Genomic DNA, 25,120 nt, shown 5'->3' with positions numbered 1-25,120 from the left:
CATTCATAGATCACTGGTTATGTTGATTTGTTTTATGTAAAACGATAGGTGAACGTTGGCTTGCAGAATGATGTCAGTACGCATCTCTTGATTACCGCTTACCTGTTCTTAATAAATGCTTCTTGAAAAATGCCATAATAAAGAGAGTTCTCTATTGGTTACATAGCTAATTTATTCACTATTCACTCTACAAAAAAACATCAAAGCTAGTAAAATCAACTAACTTTGATGTTTTTGATGACTTGATTATTTTTTAGATTAACATTTGATTTTGTTCAACTCTATTTTTTGAAGTGCTTATTTAGCATCAGCTGCGACAGGTTTGACTGAACCGCCCCATTTGTCTTCAATCCATTTTTGGACGTCTTCACGGTGTAAGACTTCAAGTAATTTTTTGATTTTTTCGCTATTTTCATCACCTTTACGTGTGGCAATGATATTCACATATGGTGAGTTGTCTTCTTCTAATAAGACAGAATCTTTCAATGGATTCAAACCAGCACCATAAGCAAAGTTTGCATTGATCGCTACTAAGTCACCTTCATCATTTTGATAAGTAGAAGCTAATAAAGAAGGATCAATCGAATGATTGAATTTTAAGTTTTTAGGGTTTTCAGCGATGTCATCAAACGTAGCTGTTTCTAGATCTACGCCATCTTTTACCTTAACTAAGCCAGCATTTTGTAAAATAGTGATGATTCGTCCCCAGTCAGATTCTGAATTTGAAGTAATCACTGTTGCGCCGTCTTTTAAATCAGCAATGTCTTTGATTTTCTTTGAGTACAAGCCCATTGGTTCAATATGGACAGCTCCCGCATTGACAAAATCATAGCCTTTTTCTTTGATTTCTTTATTTAGATAAGGAATATGTTGAAAATAATTGGCATCGATATCGCCTTCTGCTAAAGATTGATTTGGTAAAATGTAGTCATCGAATTTCACGATTTCTAAATTAATGCCTTCATCTTTCAATAGCGGTTGGACGTGTTCCAAGATTTCTGCATGAGGTGTTGGTGATGCGCCTACTTTTAAAGTTGTATCGTCACTTTTTGATGAAGCACCTTTACTATCGCTATTATTGCCACAAGCTGCTAACCCTACAGTCAGCAAGACCGCTGCTGCAAATCCAAAAATTTTCTTTTTCATATCCTTTATCCTCCTATTTCTTCTTATCTTTTATCTGTTTTCTTTGTTAAAAAGTCCCCAATTCCTTGAACAATAAATACAATGACTAGTATCACTAACGTTGCCACAAATGTCACGGTCAGATTACCACGTTGGTAACCTTCTTGCCAAGCAAGACCTCCCAAACCACCAGCTCCGATTGCACCCGCCATCGCAGTAAAGCCGATCATTGAAATGGTAGTAACTGTCAATCCGGAGATCAGTGCAGGCACGCTTTCTGGTATCAAGACTTTCCAAATGATTTCCCAGTAGCTAGCACCCATCGCATCCGCCGCTTCTAAAACTCCAGGACTAACTTCACGAAAAGCAATTTCAACTAGACGAGCATAAAATGGGGCAGCTGAAAGTACCAAGGCAGGAATAGCAGCTTGCGCCCCTAGCATGGTTCCGACGATTGCTTTCGTGAAAGGAATGATCAAGACCATCAAGATCATAAATGGTGTAGATCGAAAGATATTACTAATAATCGAAACAATGCCATAAATGATTCGTGCATAAGGTTTATTTTTTCGTCCAATCGAATACAGGATCAAACCTAGGACTAAACCAATGATGGTCACTAATACCATGGACACCAACGTCATATAAAGCGTATCGATGAATGCTTGTTTCATCGTCTCCATGTTGATTTGACTAAAATCTAAATACGTTTCTGCAAAGCTTTTATCCACGGTGGATCACCTCCACTCCAACACCTTGTTCTTTAATAAACCGCTCTGCTTGATCCAATTCGTTCTCTGACCCAGTCATCAGTGTCGTTAAGGAACCAAAAGAACCTTCTGCTGTTTGTTTAATTTTACCGTAAACGACATTGATGTCGACGTTATACTGACGAATGGCTTGAGAGATGACTGGCTCGTTAGCATTTTTTTCGTTGAACACTAATGTCACTAATCGACCTTTTGGATTTTCTTTGATCAATTCAGCCAATAATTCTTTTGAGTCTGCTTCTGGTTCGATATCTTGTTGCACGAAACGTTTTGTTACTTCTTGTTTTGGATTTTTGAAGACTGTCAAAACATCGCCTTCTTCCACAACTTTTCCTCGTTCCATCACAGCTACCTTGTTACAGATTTTACGAATCACGTTCATTTCGTGCGTGATCAATACGATCGTTAAATGTAATTTCTTATTGATAGCTAATAAAAGATCCAATACTTCTTCAGTGGTTTGTGGATCTAGCGCACTTGTTGCTTCGTCACAAAGTAAGATCTCAGGTTCATTTGCCAACGCTCGAGCTATCCCAACTCTTTGTTTTTGTCCTCCTGAAAGTTGTGAAGGATAGGCATTTCCTCTACCCTCTAATCCGACTAATCCAAGCAATTCTTCTGCCCGTTCTTTACGTTGGGCTTTAGGTACGCCTGCTAATTCTAATGGTAGTTGGATATTTTCTAAAACCGTCCGTGACCATAACAAATTGAAATGTTGGAAAATCATACCGATTTTTTTACGAAATGTTCTCAGTTCTTTATTTTTTAGTTTGGTAATCTCTTGGTCATTCACAACAACCGTTCCGCTAGTAGGTAGCTCTAATCCGTTCAATAAACGGACAAGTGTACTTTTACCTGCTCCAGAATAGCCAACGATGCCGTAAATATCACCCTTTTCAACAGTTAATGAAACATCATTTACCGCTTGGATCGTTCCATTTTTGCCACCAAATGTTTTCTCAACATTGGTTAATTGGATCAATGACATATCGCTCACATCTTTCTTTTATTTTTTACATGGAGATCAAGTGGGAAACAAAAAAGCTTCCGCCCCCTTGCTTTAGCAAAAGGACGAAAGCTGAAACTTCCGTGTTACCACCTTGATTTGCTGCTATCTCACAATAACAACCTTTACCAGTACTTGGGTCATCGTTCTTTCATCATAATCATGCCCGTATACCGTTGTGCTGTAACGGGCACCCCCGTAGTAAGTTTGCAAGGCTCACCTACTCTGCTCTAAGACCATCTTCCATCTCATTTCCGTTACCCTTTTTCAGCAATCAGGGCTCTCTTTGAACGTCTGTGACATGTACTCTTCTTTTCAAAGCTTTATTTATGATTGTTCTGATTATAGCAGTTGGAAAATAACGTGTCAACATTTTACCGGTTACTTCTTTAAAATTTTCTGAAAATTGCTAACTCTTATAATTTCTCAAATTCTGTTGGATCGACTTCTTTAAAGCTTAAAAGCCAAGCATTCATTTCATCTTGATCATTTAAGACATTGATATCTTCATTGATTTTTTCATTCACGGAAGAAACCGTACCGCTTAATGGGCTAGCAAATTCACTGACTGCTTTTTCAGCTTCCACTTCGATCAAAGGCTCCCCGCTTTGATAAGACTGACCAGCTTTTGGCAAATTGGCAAATGTGATATCACCTAATTCTTTTTGTGCTTCATTAGTTAAACCGACACAATATTCTTTCCCATTAAATAAGATCCAAAGGTTATCTTTTTTCTTCAAGTGTTTCCCAGCCATTTTATATCAATACTCCTTCGTATATTTTTTCATTAAAACCGATTGCGACGAGTTGTTTGCCTTTGACGATCAGGGGACGTTTGATCAACATCCCATCACTTGAAAGAATGCGACTAGCTTCATTGATCGAAAAATCAGCCACTTGGTCTTTTAGCCCCATTTCCCGATACTTCATGCCACTCGTATTGAACAGACGACGTAATGGAATCTCATTATGTTCCAACCAGTCTGTGATCATTTCTTCCGATGGTGGACTAGCAATCATATCAATTACTTGATAATCAACATGATGCGCATCCAACCAAGCTTTCGCTTTTTTGCAAGTGGAACATTTCGGATACCAATAAAAACGATACAACAGTGTTACCTCCTAGAAGTTTTCGCAGGCGCCTCATTTTGATACCTCATGGATAATATCAAACCGATACCAATCATATTTCCAAGGATCGATGACCCACCTTGACTAATGAATGGCAGGGGAATCCCTGTTAATGGTAAGAGTCCAATATTAGCACCAATATTTTCAAATACATGGAACAAGAGCATCATGATCAAGCCGCTGGCGATATAAGCATAAAATTCATTGTTCGTATCAAAGCAGACACGAATCATACGATAAATCAAAATAAAATACAAGAAGATGACGAATGCGCCACCGATAAACCCAAAATTCTCACCAATCACGGTGAAAATCATATCTGATTCACGAACAGGTACATAGATATTACTTACATTGAATCCTTTACCTAATAATCCACCAGTTCCTATTGCGAGCAACCCTTGTGCTGGCTGATAGCTCATCCCAGTCGTGTCATGGAATGGATCAAGCCAAGAATCGATACGAGCAAACTGGTAAGATTTAAACCCGATTTTATATAATAAATCTCTTCCGCCTTCTGTGGTAACTAAAAAGATCGTCCCAGCACCGACAATCACTGCCAAAGCAATTACGGGCACGATAATGCGCCAAGAGATACCAGACATTAAGAAAACTCCACCAAAAATTGCTAAAAATACCAGCATGGTCCCAAAATCATCTTGTGCCATAATCAAGGCTAAAACCGGGAGCGTCACAATCAACATCTTGGCGATCAACCAAAAATCTGATTTGAGCGTTCGTTCCTTCATCTGAGTATTATGTTTTGTCACGATCAGCGCCATCATTAAAATATAAGCAATTTTCATTAACTCTGCTGGCTGAAACGTCAAGGAACCAAAACTAAACCAGTTTTTGGAACCGGTCGACTGGGCGAGGTTGCGGTCATAAAACTTTAACAAGAGTCCCATTACAATTAGACCAAAACCATAGAGATAAGGTGTTAATTTCCAGATCCATTTGGAATTCAAATGCATAATCACGACAATAGCAATTGAGCCCACGATATACCAAATCGCTTGCATCCCAACACCTCTTACTACCGAAGGGTGGTTAGGATCATGACTCAGCGCGACATATAAAGAAAGCAATCCAATCAAACATAATAAGAAGACTGGTAATATGACGCCATAATCAATGCGATTATCACGATTATTATTAGAAGCTTTTATTTTTTTTTCCATGTTTCATCCCTTTTCTTAAAAACCATACTGTTCTATATTATAGCGGTCTAGCGGCATAATTGAAAGCCAAAGCAAATACATTTGGGAAAACTTAAAATTATTCTTATCTAATCATCTGCCTTGCTACTCTTCAGTTAGACCCATCATCGAGATAACAGATAAAGTTCTGACGAATCATTTTTGATAGCGTTCATTATATCTCAAGATCTCTTTACCAATCGCTTGTAAATTCTCTGAAACTAAATTTGTTCGCTGGATCAAATAAAAATTTCGATGATACGCTAATTTCTCGGTTGGTATTTCTGGTGGCACCGCACGTTTTGATAAAATCGAACGTCCCACTCCTTCCTTTAAAAGAGCGGCAATGACTTCGTTACTTTTTACTAACAACTTTTTCCCATGGATATTTTTTTCTTCAAAATACCGTTGCGTATAATGAAAAACTCCAGAAGTTGTTTCTCGAACTAACCATAACTGACTGTCAGAATCCCCCGCAATCACTAGTTCATCCTCCATCAATGAAAACCTTTGAACACCAGAAGTTTCTAAAGGTTTTTCGATAAAACCAAAGTCAGCCTCGTGTTTTGCTACTTGTTCCAACGCATCATGAGAATTGGCATAGGCAATCACAAAATTAATTTTAGGATATTTCAAAAGCAAATCTTTCAACAATTTTGGTAACAGATAGACGGCAAAAGTGTGAGAAGCAACGATTCGGCAAACTTCTTCTTCATTTTGTTCATCTAGTAATTGTTGTTGTGTTTCTTGCCACTCCTCTAATAAAACTAACGCTCGTTCGTAGAGTAGATCTGCTTGTTTTGTCGGCTTCATTTCTTTCCGACCATTTCGCTCAAAGAGAATCACTCCTAATTCTCTTTCCAGCTGTTTGATTTGATTTGAAACAGCAGGTTGAGATAAGAAAAGTAATTCGGCTGTTCGAGAAAAATTTCTTGTTTCGTATACGACACGAAAAGTTGTTAACAATTTCAGCATGCGATCACTTCCATAATTATTTATTATAGTAACTATATCAACTATTTGATTTAAATATATCATGAAATGACTATAATAGTAAATGTAACGCACAATATATGAGATTGAAAAGCAACGAATGTTTCGATCTCGCTCAGACATAAAAAGATCGTTACTTGTATTCTTAATGATCAGTCAGGGCTACCGATTTGTTTATTTCCCAATAAATAGTCATTCATAATTATTTATGCAACCTACTATCAACCTTTCCACCTGACTGATCATTTTGTTCTGGGCTTTAGACAACACACTCATCTTATGAAAAGGAGAATTCAATTAATGAAGAATTTTTTAAAACTTATTCCTGTCCCGATTTGTGGGCTCATTCTAGGTTTAGCTTCGCTAGGTAATCTGTTTAAAGAATATCATTGGATTCATCTAGGAAATATCATTGGTGGGATTAGTATGATTCTCATGATCCTAATGTTTAGCAAATTGTTCCTATTATTTGAACATACGAGACAAACATTACATGATCCAATCATTGCCTCGGTTTCACCGACTTTTACGATGTCATTAATGGTTATTTGTACTTACTTTGTTCCATTTACGCACCTTTTACCAATCGTTCGGATCATCTGGCTTGGCGCTGTCCTTCTACAAGTGATTTTAGTTGTTTACTTTACTTACCATCATGTAATCAAAGCAGACTTATCACTGGAAGTCATTTATCCAAGTTGGTTCATTATTTATGTTGGTTTCGGGGTAATTACAGTAACTGCTGGAAACTTTTTCCCATTCATTGGCCAACTATTCTTTTGGTTATCTCTAGCTTGTTACGTTTTCTTATTGCCAATCATCATCCATCGGGTATTTTTCGTGAAAAACATGGCACATCCTACACTACCATTGATCACGATCGTTGCAGCTCCGGGATCTCTTTGTTTAACTGGCTATTTGAAAAATTTTGCGCAACCTTCCTTTTATTTAGTCGTTGCCTTATTTATCCTTTCGCAAACTTTATATTTTATCGTGCTATCTCTTTTACCACGATTACTTAAACTACATTTTTATCCAAGCTACGCTGCTTTTACCTTTCCACTAGTTATTTCTGCAACTGCTATGTTTTGTGCTGTAAATTACTTTCATTCATTAGGGATCGCTACTGGCTTTTTAACGGTCTTGAAACTGGTTGAATTAGTAATCGCTACTGGAATGGTGCTTTATGTATTAGGTCATTATATCCGCTTCTTGTTCAAAGAACATGGAAACACAAATAAATATGTCCCTAAAGAAATTTAATTAAGATGTTATTCTTCTGTCTTTTTCAAATTTAGAAAAAGGCAGAAGATTTTTTGCGTTTTTAAACTTTGTCAATCAAAACGAATAGTGCTACTATTATCAAGGATATTCTTGAGTTCAGAGTCGTCGTCCTCTAAATACGAGTACCCGTTTTTCAACTCTGAAACATGCGCACAGATAATGAAAGGAATTTTTAGAACATGAATCTACAAGTAACCATTAATCAATTTAAAAATCAAGGCTCACGAAGAATCTTGCCTGGATTACTTCTTGCTTTTTCAGTAGCAGTCATGAGCAAACTTCTCGCATTGTTGCTCCCACAGCTTGGTGCTGCCACGATCGCCATTTTATTAGGGATCTTGTTAGGTAATACTTTTTTCAAACAACCTTCTTTAGCCATTGGGACAAAATTCGCTGAAAGCAAATTATTGGAATGCTCCGTTTTCTTATTGGGAGCAACGGTTACGGCTCAAACGATTGCTCAAATCGGCATCAAAGGGATTGCCTTCGTCTTGTTGCAAATGAGTGTGACGATCGTCGGTGCCTATTGGATCGGCAAGAAATTGTTATTTAGTGATACAGCTTCCTTGATGATGGCAGGAGGAAATGCTGTTTGCGGTTCTTCGGCTATTGCAGCGATCGCTCCAGTGATTCATGCTGAAGAGGAAGAAAAAGGACAGATCATTACATTAGTGAATTTATTAGGAACGATCATGATGCTTTCTTTACCTTTTCTTGGCTTACACTTATACGGAGATCACTTAATTGAAAAAAGTGCCCTTTTAGGTGGAACACTTCAATCTGTTGGACAAGTAGTCGCTGGCGCCAGTTTGCTTGATGCTTCAGTTGTTCAATTTGCCATGCTCTTTAAAATTTTAAGGATCATGATGTTAGTTGCTGTTGTCTATTTATTTGAAAAATTTATCCAAAAAAAGACAGCTTCTGCTGAAACGATTTCGTCTGACAGTCCCAAGAAAAGAAGATTCCCATTACCATGGTATGTTTTAGGCTTTTTAGTTTTCTGCTTGCTCAACAGCCTATTTACGCTCCCAACTTTTATCGACAAAGGGGCTCACTTTATTAGTAATTGGTTTGAAATCACTGCTTTAGCCGCAATTGGTTTACGTTTAGATTTCGCTAAATTCATGAAAGAAGGACCTCGATTCTTATCTTATGGTCTAGCAGTTGGTTTACTGCAAACTGTTGCTGCGCTGCTATTCATTTGGTTAACAACACTATAACTACCGGATTCCACTGGTATAAGCGGTCTGCCTTTGTTGGCTTCATAAAATCCCCAGACTTAAAACCACCTCTTCGTCCCAAAATAGTCACTTCTATTTCAGGGCGAAGGGGTGGTTTTTAGGTCAATGATTCCAGTTTTTTTATTCAGATAGTGCTTTTTCTAATACAAGTAGTTGACGTTTGATCAATAAGCCAGCTTCCGCATTTCCCATATAACCGGTTAATTGACCGTTTTGTCCAATCACTCGATGACATGGAATCACGATTGGTAATGGATTCATGCGATTCGCTTGTCCGATTGCTCGGACCGCTTTGGGATGATCAATGGTTTCTGCTATTTTTTTATATGTGCGTAGTTCTCCATAAGGAATCTCTTGCAATGCTTGCCAAACCTTTTGTTGAAAAATCGTGCCTGTGTTTATTGATAACGGAAGTTGAAAGTCCTGCCGGTTGCCCTCAAAGTACTCAGCCAATTGACGTTCTGTTTCAAGTAGGATTTCTTGTTTCTTTCCTTGATCCTGTGCACCATTTACCGCCATTTCTTCAATCGGATGAAACGAAACCTTCGTCAACCCATTCTGATCTGCATCTAACCATAATTCTCCAATTGGCGTATTTATTTTCATTTTCATCGTCTAATCCTGAATGAACTAGACTTGCCCTCCTCTACCGTTCTACTATTTTATTTATCTTGTATTATTTTAGCTAAAAATGCAATTTAAAGTTTTATTAAGTGTCAGCTTAATGATAAACTAAAAATGATGATTACTTAAGTAACAGAAAATACAGTTTATTTACTATTCTGTTCGAACAAATAATATTTGCTTGAAAGGATTTATCATATGAAAATATCAATTGTTGTCCCTTGCTATAACGAAGAAAAGACTGTACCGCTTTTTTTCGATGAAGTAGAAAAATTCAAAGACGGACACGAGTTTGAATACTTGTTTATTGATGATGGCTCCTCAGATGGTACGCTACAAGCCATTAAAGCATTAGCGAGAAAATATGAATATGTGAGATTCGTTTCTTTTTCTCGAAATTTCGGAAAAGAAGCTGCCCTCTATGCGGGTTTACAAGCTTCGACTGGGGAGCTAATCACAGTAATGGACGTTGATTTACAAGATCCTCCAGAATTACTACCACTCATGATTGAAAAAATCACGACAACTGACATTGATTGCGTAGGAACGAGACGCTCAACAAGAGAAGGAGAACCAGTGATTCGGAGTTTCTTCGCTAAACGGTTCTATCAGTTGATCAATAAAATCAGTGACACAGAAATGGTAGATGGTGCAAGAGATTTCCGCTTGATGACTCGACAGATGGTTGATGCTGTTTTAGAGTTAACCGAGTACAATCGTTTTTCAAAAGGATTATTTAGTTGGGTCGGTTTCAAAACAGAGTATCTTTCTTTTGAAAACCGTGAACGAGTGGCTGGTGAAACCTCTTGGTCTTTTTGGAAATTATTCAATTATTCGATTGATGGAATCGTCAATTTTTCAGATGCACCACTAACGATCGCCTCTTTCACTGGCGCTCTTTCTTGTATTGGTTCGGGAATTGCTATTTTATTTATCATTGCACGAGCCTTATTATTTGGTGACCCGACAGCAGGCTGGCCTTCAATGGTATCGATCTTTTTATTTATCGGCGGCATCCAATTACTATGCCTAGGGATCATTGGCAAATACATTGGTAAAATTTTCCTTGAAACCAAACAACGCCCCGTTTATATCATACGTGAAACAGAACAAACCATCGTTTCTCGTGAAAAAGAATAAATCGTGAATACTGACCGTGGTGAGAATAGCTATTTCTATTTCGAGATGTTCTCCCTTCGTGCCCAAGGTTTTCTCTATAAAAAAACACCTGAAATGAGCGTGTGATTTCAGGTGTTTTTTTATTTTTCTAGTTAGCAAATACATTACTTCTAAACATAACAATAACATTCCGATAAAGCTATTGAATGAATCTCTGTCACATTATAGGCAGGTAAAAGAAAAAAGACTAGCTGGTAGAGGAAACATTGGACGTTTCCTTTTGATTTACGACATTTTTTTCGCTGATGCATTGTTTAATTTGTTTAATTAGTTCTTGCCAATTATGATTGTTGGGCAATCGTTGCCATAAGATATGGGTACATTGAAGGTTTCCTAAATGAAAGTCAGAAATATAGATATCCGTTTTCGAAGAAATAACTTTTTCAATGACTATTTTTCCAGCTAAGGAATATTGGAGATGTTCTGCAATAAACTCTTCATACGCTTTTCCATAAGAAAAATCCAACGTAATATAAACAGCTTCTTCAACTGCTTCTAAGGGAAAATTTTCAATCAATTCCATCATATAGTACATGTATAAATCTGCTTTTTCTTCTTCATTAAGTAAAATAGAACGAGCTGTTTCCATAATAGTTTCATTGACTTTCTGATCAAATAAAGGATATTCTTCTCTTAAAAATTGAAAATTATGGATATTTCCAAAACGATGATGGATATCGGGCATAAATAACAACCGTTCATGTATCGGTTGCACATTTTTCAATAACACTTTAAACAGACGTTGATCAACAAAAGTTGAATCAGCAATACCTTTTAGCATACTTGAATAATTATTATTAAAAATTGACAGTGTCGGATCTAGTTCAGAAAAATCTAGACAAGACTTCTTATCAATGATCCGATTAACATATAAATAGGCATACAAGACTGAAGCTTCTTTTACTGCTACTGTATCTGATATTTGGTACTCTGTCTTCAATTTTCCTGCAAGTTTTTGAACCAATATTGAGGTCTGATCAACTTTGATCGTCAGATGTGCTTCATCCAAATACGCTTTTCTCTGAATCCGAAGCGCACTGATTGATAGAAATAAAGATAATTTATAACGTAAACTATTACGGATTCTAATCCTAAAAAATTGTTCGATCCAAAATACAAGCCGGTCACTTTGATTTTTTTGTTGCTCAGTAAAAGGGGAATCAATCCCATTCAAATTATGGAGAATGCCATAGCCCACCGAGCGAATCTTCCATTCATTCCCTACTATCTTATTTTTCTTAATAATGAGATGATCTTTTTCTAACAATTTATTGATTCGTTTTTTATAAAGATATAAAGAAGAATTTGAAATGTAATGATCGGTCGTAAATTTATTAATCGGTCGGTTTGAAAACAGCAGGAAAATAAGCAGCTGATAAGTTAGCGAACTATTTAAATAGTGCTGACGTAATTTAAGAATGTTCTCATCACAAATAAAAGAATATACTTGAATAACGCCCCGCTTTACGACAAAAAAATCATTTAAGCATAATTTCTGTTCTAGCTCCATTTTCAACTCATGAATTAATTTACTTAATTTAAATTTAGATATACCTGTTTTCTGCGCTAAAAAAGAGATTTCTACTCTTTCACCAAGTTTTGTCTGAATAAGTTCCAGAAGTTTAATTTTCATTTTTGAGTTTTCATCTAGCAACTGAACGATATCCATTTCGCCATTCCTTTCCCTAATTACTTCCAGTAGATGAATTCAATACACTAGAAGTATGTTAATTATTCAGTTTTGCTCTTTTTCCAAAAGACCTGATTGTCTTCAAGAGCATTGAATCCTATTCCAAACATTTCGAATCAGAGGCTAGAAAGGTTCTTTTCGTTCGTTTTTGACAAACTTCGTTGTTTTATTTGTTGCTGTGTAGTTGGTTTTATTTGTTGTTTTATTTGCTGATGAACTTGATAAACGATCTGTTTTACTTCATTTTTATTTATATTTTGAGTTTCAACAAGCTCTTTATTTTGAAGTTGACTAGGAATTTTAGGCGCTTCATTTATCGTTATTTTATGGTAAACATAAGTAACTGGTTGATACTGATCATTCAATGCATCCATACGCTCATCTGAAAACTTGCTCTCATCCAAAAGATTTCTTTCAAGTGTCGCTGCGTAAGCAAATGTTGTCCCGTTAGTAAGAACCTGACCAACAACTAACCCCATCACCAATACCTGATAAATTTTTTTCTTTTTCATTTTTCCCTCCTAATTTAAAATAAATTCAAATATATAATTAGAATAGAGTGTTTTTTATTGAATAAACACCAATTTTTTCCGTTTTTTTCTATTTTTTTCACTTTTAAAATAAAAAATAATAGTATTATGAAGGTTTGCTGATGTTTGCATATAAATATGAAAAATAAATAACTAATTTCAAGTGAATTTTTTTTGATCGTCAAATTTCTTCAACTTTTAAATCAGAAGGTCATGAAGCAAGATCATACAGAACATCGTTTATTTCAATATAAAAATATAACTACAGAACTAGTTTGCTATCATTAATAACGACAAATAAATAACCAATAAAAAAATCGGTATAACATTTTAAAAAATAGTAATCTATATTTACAGTGAAAAAAAAAGGCGACTTAGATAGCAAATAAAGGAATAATGTGCCAAATAATTGACTTGATTTAAGAAAAAAATCATTTCCTATCCGCTTTTTTCCTATCCATAATTTTACATTTATTAGAAATCCCACTTAGTTTTTTTATAAAAAAGAACGAAACCTCTAGTTGTGCCAAACTCCTTTATTTTTCAACAGTTTTATGATTCCATCTGTTTTAGCACTTGACGGCTGTCATTTGTTCAACAAAAAAACATCAAAACTAGTAGAATCTACTAATTTTGATGTTTAAAAATTGGTTGAAGAACCAGATCTTGATGCTTCTTCTCAGTTATTGAATAGTAAAACAGATCCAGAATAGACATCACCGTATCCGCTATTTTTAATGATGGTCCTTCCTCTACTTTTCAAATTCCTTACGAAAAAAAGCAACGATCTCAAAATAAAAAATCTGTGAGATCATTGCTTTTATAAATGATGCCAGCTATAGGGATCGAACCTACGACCTACGCGTTACGAGTGCGTTGCTCTACCAACTGAGCTAAGCTGGCGTTTCCATATGAAATTATATACGTATTTTAAAAATTTGTAAAGGCACAAGTGTAAATTTCGTTCTATTTCATGATTTTTTTCATAAAACGTGGTATAATTGATATGAAAGGCAGGTTTTATGAAAATGGCAACGTTTGGAAAATTTGATACAACTATCGTACCGTCAGAATTTGGGGAAAAATTTACGATCGACACTCACGTGACATTTATGATTCATGGAACACCGCAAACTGGAACAATTTCAAAACAACTGAAAAACTCGGCTGTGGTTGAAATTGACAAAACAGATGAAAATGCCAATTTAATGACGCAAAGCAAAGGTGTAATCATCATCAATTACAAAGAATTGAAGAAAATTTAACACTGACCATCTCTGCGTTTTTTGGGATGGTTTTTTTATTTGAAAAATTTCATCAACTATCTAGGATTACTTATTCCATTCATGGGATCATAAACGTGCCTATTGTTCTCTCTAACTAAAAAACAGTTTTTTTCTCACATCAATAAAGACTTATGAGATGTCAAAAACTATCCTCTATTCTTTTGCTGTTCCTCTTGTTCACTTAAGATTCCGCAAGACTCCATCCGTTTTTTCAAATTCCGTATATTCTTTGATCCATCTTCTTGCAGCTATTCTTTGAATAAACTACTTTCTATCAAAACCATGATAAAATTACTAGAATTAATAACAAACAAAAAACCATAATAGAATAAGAAATCCTACTATGGTTTGGTGCCTTAGCGTTTATTATTTTTATTTCGTACCAAATAAACGGTCCCCTGCATCGCCTAGACCTGGAACGATGTAGCCGTGTTCATTCAATTTTTCATCTAATGCAGCTGTGTAGATGTCAATATCTGGATGTGCTTCTTGTAAAGCTTTTACACCCTCTGGAGCAGCTACTAGACAAACAAATTTGATATTTGAAGCGCCACGTTCTTTTAATGCATCGATCGCCATGATCGCTGAGCCACCTGTCGCTAACATTGGGTCAACAACAAATAATTGTCGTGCATCGATATCTTCAGGTAATTTTACGAAATATTCATGAGGTTCAAATGTTTCTTCGTCACGGTATAACCCGATATGTCCGACTTTCGCAGCTGGGATCAATTCTAAAATACCGTCAACCATCCCAATACCTGCTCGTAGAATCGGAATGATCGCTACTTTTTTACCAGATAACGTTTTTTGAGTTGTTTCTGTAATCGGTGTTTCGATTACGATATCTTCTAATGGCATGTCACGTGATACTTCATATGCCATCAACATAGCAATTTCGTCGACAACCTCACGGAAAACTTTTGTTCCACAGTCTTTGTCACGAATAATAGTTAGTTTATGTTGGATCAATGGATGGTCGATTACTTGGAATTTGCCCATTTTTCTGGTCTCCTTTGTTCTGTCGTTTCTTTTTAATTGTAAAACAAAAAGACCCAATTGACTAGTCAAACCAACAACTTTTCAAAAGAAAATAAAATAAATAAAACAACAGTAATCAAAAATAAAAAAAAGCAGTAAAAAATAACAAAAAAGCTTTGAACAATGAATTTTTTTGTTATTTTTACTGTCTTTTAGTCAGATTAATATTACATATATCTGGTTATATAAATAGGATCATCGATCCTGCTGTAACCACTGAGTCGCTAAAAGCATCGCTGCTCTGGTAGCATTGGTTTGGTCCAATGAATTGACCATCACAAAATCGTGGATCATCCCTTGAAAACGAACCTGGGTGACTGCCACACCTGCATCACGTAACTTCCGAGCATAAGCTTCTCCTTCGTCTCTTAAAACATCCGCTTCACCAGTTAAAATCAAAGCTGGTGGTAAGTCTGCCAACTCTTCAGAAGTCGCTCGTAATGGTGATACGGTGATTTCTGACCGCTCTGAATCATCAGTTGTATATTGGTCCCAAAACCATTTCATTCCTTCTTTTGTTAAAAAATAGTTTTCGGCAAATTCTTGATAAGAATCAGTAGTGAAATTGGCATCCGTCACCGGATAAAACAAAAGTTGTTTTTGGATGGGCAACCCTTGGCGTTCTTTGGTTAAAATAGTCATTACAGTTGCCATATTACCTCCAACTGAATCGCCCGCTACCGCTAATTCAGATAAATCTAACCCTTTTGATTCCGCTAGTTCACTTAGCTTTTGTAAGACTGCATAGCTTTGTTCGATCGCTGTTGGATATTTTGCTTCCGGCGAACGGCTGTACTCTGGAAAAACGACGACCGAGTTCGTGCGAACGGCTAATTCACGAATCAACTTGTCATGAGTTTGTGCGCTACCAAAAACCCAACCAGCTCCATGAATATAGAAAATTACTGGTAATTTATCAGTATTTCCTTCTGGACGAACAAAACGAACGTTGATGGACCCCCATTGACCAGTATCAACCGTTAAATCTTCAATGTCGACTGGTAGTTTATCAATGGGCGATTCTTGGACTTTTTCTAATAGCGCTCGTCCTTCTTCAGGTGGTAATTCGTAGATTCTTGGGTGGGGAGCATTTGCATCACTAAATTCGATTGCTGCTTTTTCTAATGAGATTCGTTCGGTCATCATGGTTCCTCCCTAGATTATAATAAAAAGCCAAATTACACCTCATATACTAGTGAGCCCCAATGAAAAAGTCAAAAAATCAGTTTGTTTGTTTTCTCTCAAACTCAGTAAACATAAGCATTCCCCATACTTCCCCCAGTACCTCCGTCTTAGTTTATCCCTTCATTAAAACAAAACCTCAACACTTCCATACCTAATCCATCTCAGTCCTATATCTCAGGCTATTTTAAATAGATCTCACCAATGTATTCGTGCTGCATCGATAGAAGAAAACTTTTGCCTAAATAAAACTAAAACACCCAAAAGAAGCGATTCCAACAACTTTCCCTTGAAAAAGTATCCACACACAATAAGCCATTTCAAAAAATAATCCAAAGAATTCCAAAAACAGGAGAAGCGATTTTGGATTCTTCGGATTATTTTTAATACACAGTAAATTTCAGCAAACTAAGAATTTTGGAACAGTTGCTTTTTGATGTCTGCTGATGGTACTTCTTGCGTTAAGCGACTCGTTTTGTAGTGATTATTCCTTTTATTTATTATATAAAGGATATTTTTCAGTCAATTCACGCACACCAGCTTTGACTTCAGCTAATTCGGCTTCATTCTCTTTGGCTTGTAAAGCTTTGACGATCAATTCCGCCACCTTCGCAGCATCTTCTTCTTTGAAGCCTCTTGTAGTAATTGCTGGAGTACCGATACGGATACCGCTAGTCTTGAACGGGCTAAGTGTTTCAAATGGAATTGAATTTTTGTTAACCGTAATATTCACACTATCTAAAATACTTTCGGCTTCTTTCCCGTTTAACTCTAATCCACGGACATCGATTAAAACTAAATGATTATCCGTTGCGCCAGAGACCACTCTTGTACCGATTGCTTGATTGAAGACTTTTGCCATCGCTTTGGCATTAGCAATAATCTGTTCACTGTATTCTTTAAATTCAGGTGTCAATGCTTCTTTGAATGCTGCTGCTTTCCCTGCAATGACATGCTCTAGTGGTCCACCTTGGATGCCAGGGAAAACTGCACTATTGATTTTTTTCGCTAATTCTTCATTATTGGTCAAAATCATACCACCACGTGGTCCACGTAATGTTTTATGAGTGGTTGTCGTAGTAATGTCCGCATAAGGGATTGGACTTGGATGGACACCAGCTGCAACTAAGCCAGCGATATGTGCCATATCAACCATTAATTTCGCACCAACTTCATCAGCGATTTCTCTAAATTTTTCAAAATCAATGATTCTACCATAGGCACTTGCTCCGGCAACGATCAATTTTGGTTGATGTTTTCTAGCTAAAATCCGCACAACATTGTAATCAATGACTTCTGTTGTTGGATCAACGCCATAGGCTACAAAATGGTACGTTTTTCCACTAAAGTTCACAGGAGAACCATGAGTCAAATGTCCACCTGCTGAAAGATCCATCCCTAAAATCGTGTCACCAGGTTCTACTAAAGCAAGATATGCTGCCGTGTTCGCTTGTGAACCAGAATGAGGTTGAACATTGACAAATTTTGCACCGAATAATTCTTTTGCACGATCGATCGCTAAACTTTCAACGATATCGACAAATTCACAGCCACCATAATAACGATGCCCAGGGTAACCTTCTGCATATTTATTTGTCAAGATACTTCCTTGAGCCGCCATCACTGCTTCAGAGACAAAATTTTCGGAAGCGATAAGTTCCAAATTATTTTCTTGTCTTTCTTCTTCTTTTGCGATTGCTGCCCATAAATCTGGGTCAAACGTTTTGTAGTCTACCACACACAACAGCTCCTTCTTATTGTTTACTAAGAAATCATGAATCAACTAGCAATCTAGGCACGATCAGCTGAAATTCTTAGCTGGTCATTCAGATCGCTGTAAAAAGCTATATCTCACGAATGATTGCTGATTCTTTCTCTTTTGATCATGATCTCTCAGTTTTATTCAAGTTTATTCAAGTAGAGTTTACTTTATTGCATTGTATCATAATAAAGTATGGGTACAAGCTACCTACGTTCTTTTTTCAAAATATTTTTGTCCCGCTGATTTTTTTAAGCGATTCATATAAGCATTTCCCAGACCTTCTTCTGGAAATACTGCAACAAAGATCATATCAAGTCCAAGGTTCTTCTCATCTAACCCACGTAATCCTGCAAATAATCCTTTCGTAGCGGCTTCTACTGAATCATCAAAATACATGTAGACTGCTGCTACATCAAAACGAACAGCTTCAGCAATTTTAGGACCTGCAATTACTCCAACACGCAAATGTTCTTCTTTCGCCCATTTTACAGCGGCTTCCCAATCATTTTCTTGGACCATCATGACTTGCGTATCAGGCGAATAGTGCTTATATTTCATTCCTGGTGATTTAGGTGTTTCAGTACTTTGGACTAAATGACGATCAACGGCTACCTTTCCACCGATCACTTTTTCAAGCTGTTCTTTGGTCACCGCTCCTGGACGTAAAATCATGGGTTCACGATTCGGATCACTGAGATCGATCACGGTTGATTCCACACCAATTCGGGTTGCACCATCATCAATGATCCCATTGATTTTTCCTTTTAAATCATGGTAGACATGTTCCGCAGTCGTTGGACTAGGTTTTCCCGAAGTATTCGCACTAGGACCAACAATTGGTATACCAGCTAATTGGATGACTTCAAGTGTTTTTTTGTTATCTGGCATACGAAAAGCAGCTGTGGATAACCCACCTGTTACAATAGGTGGTAAAGACCCTTTTTTGATCTCAAAAATAAGTGTTAAGGGACCTGGCCAGAAATGATTGACGATTTTTTCCGTTAAAGGATGAAAGTTATCCACAAATTGTTTTACTTGCTCAAACGATGAAACATGGACAATCAAAGGATTATCTTGTGGACGACCTTTGACCGAAAACACTTCGGTTACCGCTTCAGGCAAAAGTGCATTAGCGCCTAGTCCATAGACAGTTTCAGTTGGAAAAGCAACGAGTTCGCCACTTTTTAATGCTTGTGCTGCTTCTGATAATTGTTCTTCATGATAATAGTTTGTTTCCACAGTCTATCCACACCCTCATTTTTCAATATGCTTGATTTATTCTACTTTATCCTCATGTTACCAACAGAGTGTTGATAACTATTTTGTCAATAGTGGATAAGTATGTTGATAAGTCAATAACTCGTTTTCATCCTTGTAAAATCAATGTTTTTTTATGATAAAAAAACATAAAAAATTTTTTTCATCCACAATCAGCTCATCACAGAAACTATTCGTTCATTTCCAAATAAATCTTTATGAATACTTACTTGTTTATTGGGGAATGCCGTTTGAAAGATTTGTTTCACGATCTCCCCTTGGCTAAATCCTATTTCCAAAAAAAGTTTTCCCTCTGGTTTCAAACATTGTTTTGCTTCTTTTGCTATTTTTTTATAGATGGCTAATCCTTCATCTTCGGCAAATAATGCCATTTTAGGTTCAAATGTCCGAACACTTTCATCCATCAATTCCCATTCATCGAAACGAATATACGGCGGGTTGGAAATAATGACGTCAAAGGTTTGATCACTGACCGGTGCCAGTGTATCTCCATGATAAAAATGGATCACCAGTCCAGCTTTTTGCGCATTCTCTTTCGCTACTGAAAGAGCTGCTGGAGATAGGTCCACAGCCGAAACGTCCCAGTTCTTTCTTGCAGCTTTTAAACTGATCGCAATTGCCCCTGTTCCTGTTCCAATATCTATGACCTTCAAGTTTTGTTCTGACGTTTCTTGCAAACATCGTTCAACTAATTCTTCTGTTTCCGGTCTAGGGATCAAAGTGTCCTCTGTCACTTTTAGGCGGTGACCATAAAAGTCAGCATACCCCAACAAATATTGAGGCGGATAATTGTTCATCAAATGCTCCAGATCTTGTTCGATCATCTGTTGATCTTCGCTAGAAATGGGCTCATTCATTTGCAACAACCAATCAAGTTTTTGCCAACCTTTACGTTCAAGAAAAAGAAATTGGATACTATGACCTTCTTTTCCATGATCTTCTAAAAAAGAAGAAGCCCGTGATAGGACTTCTAAATACGTGGTCTTACCCATTTTGCATTTCTTCCAATTTTGATGTTTGGTCATACATGATCAACGCATCCACGATCTCATCCATTTTTCCAGCAAGGATTTGATCTAATTTTTGGATAGTTAAACCAATACGATGGTCTGTCACACGGTTTTGCGGGAAATTATACGTACGGATCCGCTCAGAGCGATCACCCGTTCCAACGGCTGATTTACGGTTTGCATCGTATTCACTTTGTGCTTCTTGTTGGATTTTATCATAGACACGGGCACGTAAAATCTTCATGGCTTTTTCACGGTTTTTCAGCTGTGAACGTTCATCTTGCATTGCTACCACAATTCCAGTAGGTAAATGAGTTAGACGAACTGCCGATGCTGTTTTATTGACGTGCTGACCGCCAGCCCCTGATGCATGATAGATATCTGTTCTGATATCTTTATCTTCAATATCGATTTCTACTTCTTCTGCTTCTGGCATGACCACAACGGTTGCTGTTGATGTGTGGATTCGTCCTTGTGATTCTGTAGATGGTACTCGTTGTACACGATGCGCACCACTTTCATATTTTAATTTTGAATAGACATTTTCTCCAGAGATCATCATGATCACTTCTTTATAGCCACCGATACCAGTAATACTTGCCTCCATCACTTCCGTTTTCCAACCTTGTGATTCTGCATATTTCTGATACATGTTGAATAAGTCACCAGCAAATAACGCTGCTTCATCTCCACCTGCTGCCCCGCGGATTTCCATGATGATGTTTTTATCATCGTTCGGGTCCTTTGGTAGTAATAAGATTTTGATTTTTTCTTCTAATTCTTCTTTTTCTTTTTTCAAATCAGATAATTCTTCTTTGGCCATTTCAGCCATTTCATCATCTAACTTTTCACCTAATAGCTCTTCTGTATCTTTGATCCCTTGTACGACATCTTTGTAACGGCGATAGACATCAACAGTTTCACGAGTGTTTGCTTCTTCTTTTGACAATTGCATAAAACGTTTCGTATCTGAAATTACTTCTGGATCGCTTAGTAGCTCGCCCAGTTCTTCATAACGGTCTTCAATTGCTTGTAATTGATCGTACATCTTTATTCTCCTTCTGTCATAATTGATGGTTCAAAATAGTGTTTCCGACAAACGGGGTAATAGGCTTCATTTCCACCAATTTGTACCTGATCCCCCTCGTAAACTGGTTGACCATCGATATAATGTAAATTCATGATTGCTTTCTTATGGCAGAACCAGCAGATCGTTTTCATCTCTTCGATTTTGTCTGCATAAAGCAATAGATATTTTGATCCTTCAAATAACTCATTTCTAAAATCATTCTTCAAACCAAATGCCATCACCGGAATGTTTAATTCATCAACAATTTTCGTAAACGCAATTACGTGTTTTTTCTTTAAAAATTGCGCCTCGTCGATCAATATACAATATGGCTTATCCTCCATTTGAAAAATGACATCAAAGACATCTGTTTCTTCAAAAATCGGCGTGGCTTCTCTTTTTAACCCAATACGACTAGAGACAACACCAACACCATCTCTGGTATCGATCCCACTTGTCATCAAGACAACTGGTTTATTCTGTTCTTCATAATTATGTGCGACTTTTAAGATCTCAATTGTCTTGCCGCTATTCATTGCGCCATACTTAAAAAATAGTTGTGCCATTTACTTGCTCACCTTCCAGTTTGTTCCTATGGTATTATACTTGATTTTCATTATTTTTTACAGTGAGAATTTTTCATCTGGTAAAAACGTTACTTTAGATTAAAACACTCATACATTTAAAACAATAGCTGCGTGTCTTTCAATTCTTCAAGATCAACTAGTGGTTTGGGAAAACAGATTTTTTTGCTATACTTAATAAAATTCATCTAACTTATGAAGTCAGGAGTGACCTTATGTCAGAAATCTTCAATCAAATCGCAAACCATTATGATACTCCCGAAAGAAAAGCACTAGCAAAAATTATTCAAGACGAACTAATTTCTCAACTACCTTCTTCCACCAAAGAACTGACTTTTATGGATTATGGCGGAGGTACCGGTTTGGTTTCGTTAGCTTTAGCTGACCGATTCAAGCAACTTCTTCTAGTTGATTCCTCTGATGCGATGCTAACAATTGCTGAAGACAAAATTAAGACTAGCGGATTAACAAACGTCTCTTCGGTAACGTTCGATGCCACAACCGAATCCATCAATCAAAAAATCGATCAAAAAGTAGATCTTATTTTGATGTCATTAGTCCTACTGCATATTCCTGACACACGTTTGATCTTAGAAAAACTCTACCACATGCTTACGCCAAACGGTCAACTTTTGATCATTGATTTTGATCACAATGATGCGATCAACCATCCAAAAGTCCATAATGGGTTTGACCATGAAGCACTTATGGCTCTACTTGAACAAATTGGGTTTCATTCCACGAATATCTACACTTTTCACTCTGGTAAAAATTTATTCATGAACCAAGATGCTTCTTTGTTTTTTGCTAGCGGAAAAAAATAAAAAATAAGCCACAGAATCCTTAAAATAGGAAAGACTATTTCGGATTCTGTGGCTTATTTTCTGGGCTAGACAACTTGGTCATGACCACTGTTGCCTACATTTTTGCTCATGCTCTTTCTGATACCTACTCAGAAAGAGACTTAAAAGATTTTGATTTCGTTTAAAGGCCAGTAACGGAAAACTACTTTTCCTTGAATCATGTCTGCATCCACCAAACCAAATATTCGACTATCTTTAGAGATCAAACGATTATCTCCTAAAACTAAATATTTTCCTTTGGGCACGACATATTCAAAATCACTTGTGAAATGCTGCGAATTTTCAGCCTGTGCTTGGAAAGCTTCACTGTAAGAATATTCATTCTGCAATTTATCTTTCGCAAAATCTTTTTTAAACTCATTTAAATAAGACTCATTATATTTTTTACCATTAATCGTCAATTGATCATTTTCCATTTTCACGGTATCGCCCGGCATGCCAATGATTCGTTTAACGATCATTCGTTCTTCATCTCCAGGTTCTTTCGTCGTGATAATATCAAAGCGTTCATACTTTGAGATTTTCGACGAGATCAATCGTTGACCATCACTCAACGTCGGATCCATTGAATGTCCATTAACGGTAACTGGCGTAAATACATAGACCCGAGCTAATAAAATAGCTGCTAGTACTACGATCAAAATACCCCAATTTTTAAAAAATTCTTTCACAACATACCTCCCGCTTTACTTTTGTTTTCTCTTCGTATTATTCAATTGATTTTTTTATTGTTCTTTTTTATTTTACCTTTTTTAGAAAGTAAAGGAAAGAATAAGAATACATCACGTATAACTCTATTTTTTTCTTTTATTATTCAAAGGGAGATTCTGTCATTTTTCATCCACAATTTTCCAACCTGTCTTGATCAACGTGATCCATTAACTTCGTGAATGCTTTCTTCGTTGACTTCTACTGTAAACCATTGCTTCATTTTCTGGTTGTTCTTTTTTCACGATAAGTTTTAAACGATAAGGCTCATGATACCTTAAGCCTTCTTTGACGAAGTCACCACCTACAATAAACAACCCAACTGGTTCGAGCTTTTCATCCGCCGAATCCATAAGAATCGTTCCAACAGGGGCTAAATCCGAGTAGCTGCGCCCAATACTCAACTGATATTCTTTTTCTGCTACTTTTTTAACGTAATAATAAGGATAAAGTGTGTTACGATCCACAAGATAGCCATCCATTCTTCCTAGATCATTTGTTTTAATCTCACCATTCCCGATTAAATAACGCATGTTTTCAGCTAATCGCAATTGATAATCTTCATCATAAGAAACACTGACTTCTTTCGTGTTCACTTTGTCGATTGCACCGCTATTCAGCATCGCTTCTTCTGTTTGAATATTGAATGCTTCTTCCGGTAAATATTTGACAAACAATTGTGTCACATCCGCTTTGGTATTCTTATCCAGAAAGTAATAAAACACATTCAAAATGATAAAATACACTAACACTAAAAAGCCGATTCCATACAAGAAAAATTGTAAGTAATTTTGGTTTTGCCAAAGTCCATAAATAATCCGTAAAAGATACATCGTTGGGATCACACTTAAAATCGTATAGCCTCGATTTAAATATTTAGGACTAATATCTAAATAACCTAAAAACTTATGCACGCTATTGATAATATCTAATAAAATTGTCATTGTGAATCACCTGCTTGCTGATTATACACTTGCTTCCCATCTGTATTTTGGGTTGGCGTTACATTTTTCACGGTAGCCTCTCCACTATCTTGTCCTTCAGTACTTGGTGTCGTATTACTTGGTACTGTTGACGAACTTGAGCTTGGTTCTGTATGATTTCCTCCATTGATCGCATTCGTATCACTGGTTTCGGATGAACTGCTTCCTTGCTTGTCAGACTTTTCTTTCGAACTACTTGGTTGCTCTGTAGAATACGTATTTTCATTGGTTGAACTCGTATTTTCTTCCCATGTGCTCGATGAATCATTCGTCTGATCCAGTGTTGTCGACGTTTCATTAGATGTGGTCTCTGGTGTTGATGTTGATGTTGTTTCTTCCACCGAACTTGAACTAGGGGTACGATAACTTGAACTGTTGACAACACCGGTCGCAGTAGCAACGATTGTTGAAATAGTTAAGACTGCTATTGGTTTCAAAATAGGTGCTACTTTTCGCATCATATCTCTTCCTTTATGTTTTATTTTTCATCACTATTATTTTTTATGCTTGGTCTAAAATTCATTTTTCCACCAAACTGAATATTCGTTTTCAATCGAATCAATCGCTTTTATTTTGACA

25 protein-coding genes, 1 tRNA gene and 1 other annotated feature are annotated in these 25,120 nt (G+C 36.7%); of the genes, 5 read left to right on the top strand and 21 right to left on the bottom strand.

Annotation, left to right across the window (positions count from 1 at the left end; all coding sequences use genetic code 11):
* Positions 1-297: 297 nt before the first annotated feature.
* From IGJ23_RS02540 to IGJ23_RS02510, 7 genes are all read right to left on the bottom strand, one after another.
* Complete coding sequence (locus IGJ23_RS02540) at positions 298-1,146, bottom strand: MetQ/NlpA family ABC transporter substrate-binding protein (protein ID WP_010738388.1); 849 nt, start codon at positions 1,144-1,146, stop codon at positions 298-300.
* 23 nt (positions 1,147-1,169) lie between these two features.
* Positions 1,170-1,856: a methionine ABC transporter permease gene (locus tag IGJ23_RS02535; RefSeq protein ID WP_010719980.1), complete on the bottom strand. Its 687-nt coding sequence runs from the start codon at positions 1,854-1,856 to the stop codon at positions 1,170-1,172.
* Complete coding sequence (locus tag IGJ23_RS02530; RefSeq protein ID WP_053765902.1) at positions 1,849-2,883, bottom strand: methionine ABC transporter ATP-binding protein; 1,035 nt, start codon at positions 2,881-2,883, stop codon at positions 1,849-1,851. The genes IGJ23_RS02535 and IGJ23_RS02530 overlap by 8 nt, the downstream gene beginning before the upstream one ends.
* A 76-nt stretch (positions 2,884-2,959) precedes the next feature.
* Positions 2,960-3,229 (bottom strand) — a binding site (T-box leader).
* Between the two features lie 88 nt (positions 3,230-3,317).
* Positions 3,318-3,656, bottom strand: a complete 339-nt coding sequence (locus IGJ23_RS02525; protein ID WP_034699629.1) for a glycine cleavage system protein H — start codon at positions 3,654-3,656, stop codon at positions 3,318-3,320.
* A 1-nt stretch (position 3,657) separates the two neighbouring features.
* Positions 3,658-4,014, bottom strand: a complete 357-nt coding sequence (locus IGJ23_RS02520) for an arsenate reductase family protein (RefSeq protein WP_010719983.1) — start codon at positions 4,012-4,014, stop codon at positions 3,658-3,660.
* 5 nt (positions 4,015-4,019) lie between these two features.
* Positions 4,020-5,216 (bottom strand): FtsW/RodA/SpoVE family cell cycle protein, encoded by a 1,197-nt coding sequence (locus IGJ23_RS02515; protein ID WP_010719984.1) that lies wholly within the window; start codon positions 5,214-5,216, stop codon positions 4,020-4,022.
* A gap of 174 nt (positions 5,217-5,390) precedes the next feature.
* The gene (locus IGJ23_RS02510; protein WP_207432879.1) at positions 5,391-6,209 is read right to left on the bottom strand and encodes a LysR family transcriptional regulator; all 819 of its coding nucleotides are present in this window, start codon (positions 6,207-6,209) and stop codon (positions 5,391-5,393) included.
* A 318-nt stretch (positions 6,210-6,527) separates the two neighbouring features.
* Between IGJ23_RS02510 and IGJ23_RS02505 the strand changes: the two genes are divergently transcribed.
* On the top strand, positions 6,528-7,490 hold the full coding sequence (locus tag IGJ23_RS02505) for a TDT family transporter (RefSeq protein WP_034699625.1): 963 nt from the start codon (positions 6,528-6,530) through the stop codon (positions 7,488-7,490).
* A 200-nt stretch (positions 7,491-7,690) separates the two neighbouring features.
* On the top strand, positions 7,691-8,731 hold the full coding sequence (locus IGJ23_RS02500; protein WP_034866233.1) for a YeiH family protein: 1,041 nt from the start codon (positions 7,691-7,693) through the stop codon (positions 8,729-8,731).
* Between the two features lie 141 nt (positions 8,732-8,872).
* On the opposite strand, the gene IGJ23_RS02495 is transcribed toward IGJ23_RS02500, so the two are convergent.
* On the bottom strand, positions 8,873-9,358 hold the full coding sequence (locus IGJ23_RS02495; protein ID WP_025480241.1) for a methylated-DNA--[protein]-cysteine S-methyltransferase: 486 nt from the start codon (positions 9,356-9,358) through the stop codon (positions 8,873-8,875).
* Positions 9,359-9,574: 216 nt separating this feature from the next.
* On the opposite strand from IGJ23_RS02495, the gene IGJ23_RS02490 reads away from it, so the two are divergent.
* Entirely contained in the window at positions 9,575-10,516 is a 942-nt protein-coding gene (locus IGJ23_RS02490; RefSeq protein WP_034699620.1) for a glycosyltransferase family 2 protein, read from the top strand.
* Between the two features lie 226 nt (positions 10,517-10,742).
* On the opposite strand, the gene IGJ23_RS02485 is transcribed toward IGJ23_RS02490, so the two are convergent.
* The 3 genes from IGJ23_RS02485 to IGJ23_RS02475 all read right to left on the bottom strand — a co-directional run bounded on the left by IGJ23_RS02485 (position 10,743) and on the right by IGJ23_RS02475 (position 13,678).
* A complete protein-coding gene (locus IGJ23_RS02485; RefSeq protein ID WP_053765904.1) occupies positions 10,743-12,224 on the bottom strand; it encodes a helix-turn-helix domain-containing protein in 1,482 nt (493 codons plus the stop codon).
* 137 nt (positions 12,225-12,361) lie between these two features.
* A complete protein-coding gene (locus IGJ23_RS02480; RefSeq protein WP_010719991.1) occupies positions 12,362-12,757 on the bottom strand; it encodes a hypothetical protein in 396 nt (131 codons plus the stop codon).
* An 848-nt stretch (positions 12,758-13,605) separates the two neighbouring features.
* Positions 13,606-13,678: transfer RNA gene (locus IGJ23_RS02475), tRNA-Thr, on the bottom strand.
* A 119-nt stretch (positions 13,679-13,797) separates the two neighbouring features.
* On the opposite strand from IGJ23_RS02475, the gene IGJ23_RS02470 reads away from it, so the two are divergent.
* A complete protein-coding gene (locus IGJ23_RS02470; protein WP_010719992.1) occupies positions 13,798-14,040 on the top strand; it encodes a hypothetical protein in 243 nt (80 codons plus the stop codon).
* Positions 14,041-14,433: 393 nt separating this feature from the next.
* Here the strand turns inward: IGJ23_RS02470 and upp are convergent, their stop codons facing one another.
* From upp to IGJ23_RS02435, 7 genes are all read right to left on the bottom strand, one after another.
* Positions 14,434-15,063, bottom strand: coding sequence for a uracil phosphoribosyltransferase (upp, locus tag IGJ23_RS02465; RefSeq protein WP_010719993.1), 630 nt, complete (start codon positions 15,061-15,063; stop codon positions 14,434-14,436).
* 234 nt (positions 15,064-15,297) lie between these two features.
* Entirely contained in the window at positions 15,298-16,245 is a 948-nt protein-coding gene (locus IGJ23_RS02460; RefSeq protein ID WP_438774581.1) for an alpha/beta hydrolase, read from the bottom strand.
* A 532-nt stretch (positions 16,246-16,777) separates the two neighbouring features.
* Positions 16,778-18,022, bottom strand: coding sequence for a serine hydroxymethyltransferase (glyA, locus tag IGJ23_RS02455; RefSeq protein ID WP_034699610.1), 1,245 nt, complete (start codon positions 18,020-18,022; stop codon positions 16,778-16,780).
* Between the two features lie 231 nt (positions 18,023-18,253).
* On the bottom strand, positions 18,254-19,285 hold the full coding sequence (locus IGJ23_RS02450; protein WP_126344611.1) for an L-threonylcarbamoyladenylate synthase: 1,032 nt from the start codon (positions 19,283-19,285) through the stop codon (positions 18,254-18,256).
* Between the two features lie 191 nt (positions 19,286-19,476).
* A complete protein-coding gene (gene prmC, locus IGJ23_RS02445; RefSeq protein ID WP_438774580.1) occupies positions 19,477-20,316 on the bottom strand; it encodes a peptide chain release factor N(5)-glutamine methyltransferase in 840 nt (279 codons plus the stop codon).
* Positions 20,309-21,382 carry a peptide chain release factor 1 gene (gene prfA / locus IGJ23_RS02440; protein WP_010719998.1) on the bottom strand — a complete coding sequence of 358 codons (1,074 nt, stop codon included), beginning with the start codon at positions 21,380-21,382 and terminating at the stop codon, positions 20,309-20,311. Before prfA ends, prmC begins: the two co-directional genes overlap by 8 nt.
* Before the next feature lie 2 nt (positions 21,383-21,384).
* A complete protein-coding gene (locus IGJ23_RS02435) occupies positions 21,385-21,969 on the bottom strand; it encodes a thymidine kinase (protein ID WP_010719999.1) in 585 nt (194 codons plus the stop codon).
* A 233-nt stretch (positions 21,970-22,202) separates the two neighbouring features.
* On the opposite strand from IGJ23_RS02435, the gene IGJ23_RS02430 reads away from it, so the two are divergent.
* The gene (locus IGJ23_RS02430) at positions 22,203-22,811 is read left to right on the top strand and encodes a class I SAM-dependent methyltransferase (protein ID WP_438774579.1); all 609 of its coding nucleotides are present in this window, start codon (positions 22,203-22,205) and stop codon (positions 22,809-22,811) included.
* A gap of 140 nt (positions 22,812-22,951) precedes the next feature.
* On the opposite strand, the gene lepB is transcribed toward IGJ23_RS02430, so the two are convergent.
* The 3 genes from lepB to IGJ23_RS02415 all read right to left on the bottom strand — a co-directional run bounded on the left by lepB (position 22,952) and on the right by IGJ23_RS02415 (position 24,999).
* A complete protein-coding gene (lepB, locus tag IGJ23_RS02425) occupies positions 22,952-23,521 on the bottom strand; it encodes a signal peptidase I (RefSeq protein WP_010720001.1) in 570 nt (189 codons plus the stop codon).
* A 207-nt stretch (positions 23,522-23,728) separates the two neighbouring features.
* On the bottom strand, positions 23,729-24,502 hold the full coding sequence (locus tag IGJ23_RS02420) for a DUF6681 family protein (RefSeq protein WP_010720002.1): 774 nt from the start codon (positions 24,500-24,502) through the stop codon (positions 23,729-23,731).
* Positions 24,499-24,999 carry a hypothetical protein gene (locus IGJ23_RS02415; protein ID WP_438774578.1) on the bottom strand — a complete coding sequence of 167 codons (501 nt, stop codon included), beginning with the start codon at positions 24,997-24,999 and terminating at the stop codon, positions 24,499-24,501. Before IGJ23_RS02415 ends, IGJ23_RS02420 begins: the two co-directional genes overlap by 4 nt.
* Positions 25,000-25,120 lie beyond the last annotated feature (121 nt).

It is taken from the genome of Enterococcus sp. DIV1682a (assembly GCF_051711005.1).
Taxonomy (GTDB): Bacteria; Bacillota; Bacilli; order Lactobacillales; family Enterococcaceae; genus Enterococcus_B; species Enterococcus_B hirae.
Note: the sequence above shows the minus strand (reverse complement) of the source record. Positions and strands in the feature narration are given on the sequence as shown.

Bases quoted from the DNA above. Each gene is read 5' to 3' on its own strand.
- IGJ23_RS02540 (WP_010738388.1), bottom strand. From the start codon at position 1,146: ATGAAAAAGAAAATTTTTGGATTTGCAGCAGCGGTCTTGCTGACTGTA.
- IGJ23_RS02530 (WP_053765902.1), bottom strand. From the start codon at position 2,883: ATGTCATTGATCCAATTAACCAATGTTGAGAAAACATTTGGTGGCAAA.
- IGJ23_RS02525 (WP_034699629.1), bottom strand. From the start codon at position 3,656: ATGGCTGGGAAACACTTGAAGAAAAAAGATAACCTTTGGATCTTATTT.
- IGJ23_RS02515 (WP_010719984.1), bottom strand. From the start codon at position 5,216: ATGGAAAAAAAAATAAAAGCTTCTAATAATAATCGTGATAATCGCATT.
- IGJ23_RS02510 (WP_207432879.1), bottom strand. From the start codon at position 6,209: ATGCTGAAATTGTTAACAACTTTTCGTGTCGTATACGAAACAAGAAAT.
- IGJ23_RS02505 (WP_034699625.1), top strand. From the start codon at position 6,528: ATGAAGAATTTTTTAAAACTTATTCCTGTCCCGATTTGTGGGCTCATT.
- IGJ23_RS02500 (WP_034866233.1), top strand. From the start codon at position 7,691: ATGAATCTACAAGTAACCATTAATCAATTTAAAAATCAAGGCTCACGA.
- IGJ23_RS02495 (WP_025480241.1), bottom strand. From the start codon at position 9,358: ATGAAAATAAATACGCCAATTGGAGAATTATGGTTAGATGCAGATCAG.
- IGJ23_RS02490 (WP_034699620.1), top strand. From the start codon at position 9,575: ATGAAAATATCAATTGTTGTCCCTTGCTATAACGAAGAAAAGACTGTA.
- IGJ23_RS02485 (WP_053765904.1), bottom strand. From the start codon at position 12,224: ATGGATATCGTTCAGTTGCTAGATGAAAACTCAAAAATGAAAATTAAA.
- IGJ23_RS02480 (WP_010719991.1), bottom strand. From the start codon at position 12,757: ATGAAAAAGAAAAAAATTTATCAGGTATTGGTGATGGGGTTAGTTGTT.
- IGJ23_RS02470 (WP_010719992.1), top strand. From the start codon at position 13,798: ATGAAAATGGCAACGTTTGGAAAATTTGATACAACTATCGTACCGTCA.
- upp (WP_010719993.1), bottom strand. From the start codon at position 15,063: ATGGGCAAATTCCAAGTAATCGACCATCCATTGATCCAACATAAACTA.
- IGJ23_RS02460 (WP_438774581.1), bottom strand. From the start codon at position 16,245: ATGACCGAACGAATCTCATTAGAAAAAGCAGCAATCGAATTTAGTGAT.
- prmC (WP_438774580.1), bottom strand. From the start codon at position 20,316: ATGGGTAAGACCACGTATTTAGAAGTCCTATCACGGGCTTCTTCTTTT.
- prfA (WP_010719998.1), bottom strand. From the start codon at position 21,382: ATGTACGATCAATTACAAGCAATTGAAGACCGTTATGAAGAACTGGGC.
- IGJ23_RS02435 (WP_010719999.1), bottom strand. From the start codon at position 21,969: ATGGCACAACTATTTTTTAAGTATGGCGCAATGAATAGCGGCAAGACA.
- IGJ23_RS02430 (WP_438774579.1), top strand. From the start codon at position 22,203: ATGTCAGAAATCTTCAATCAAATCGCAAACCATTATGATACTCCCGAA.
- IGJ23_RS02420 (WP_010720002.1), bottom strand. From the start codon at position 24,502: ATGACAATTTTATTAGATATTATCAATAGCGTGCATAAGTTTTTAGGT.
- IGJ23_RS02415 (WP_438774578.1), bottom strand. From the start codon at position 24,999: ATGCGAAAAGTAGCACCTATTTTGAAACCAATAGCAGTCTTAACTATT.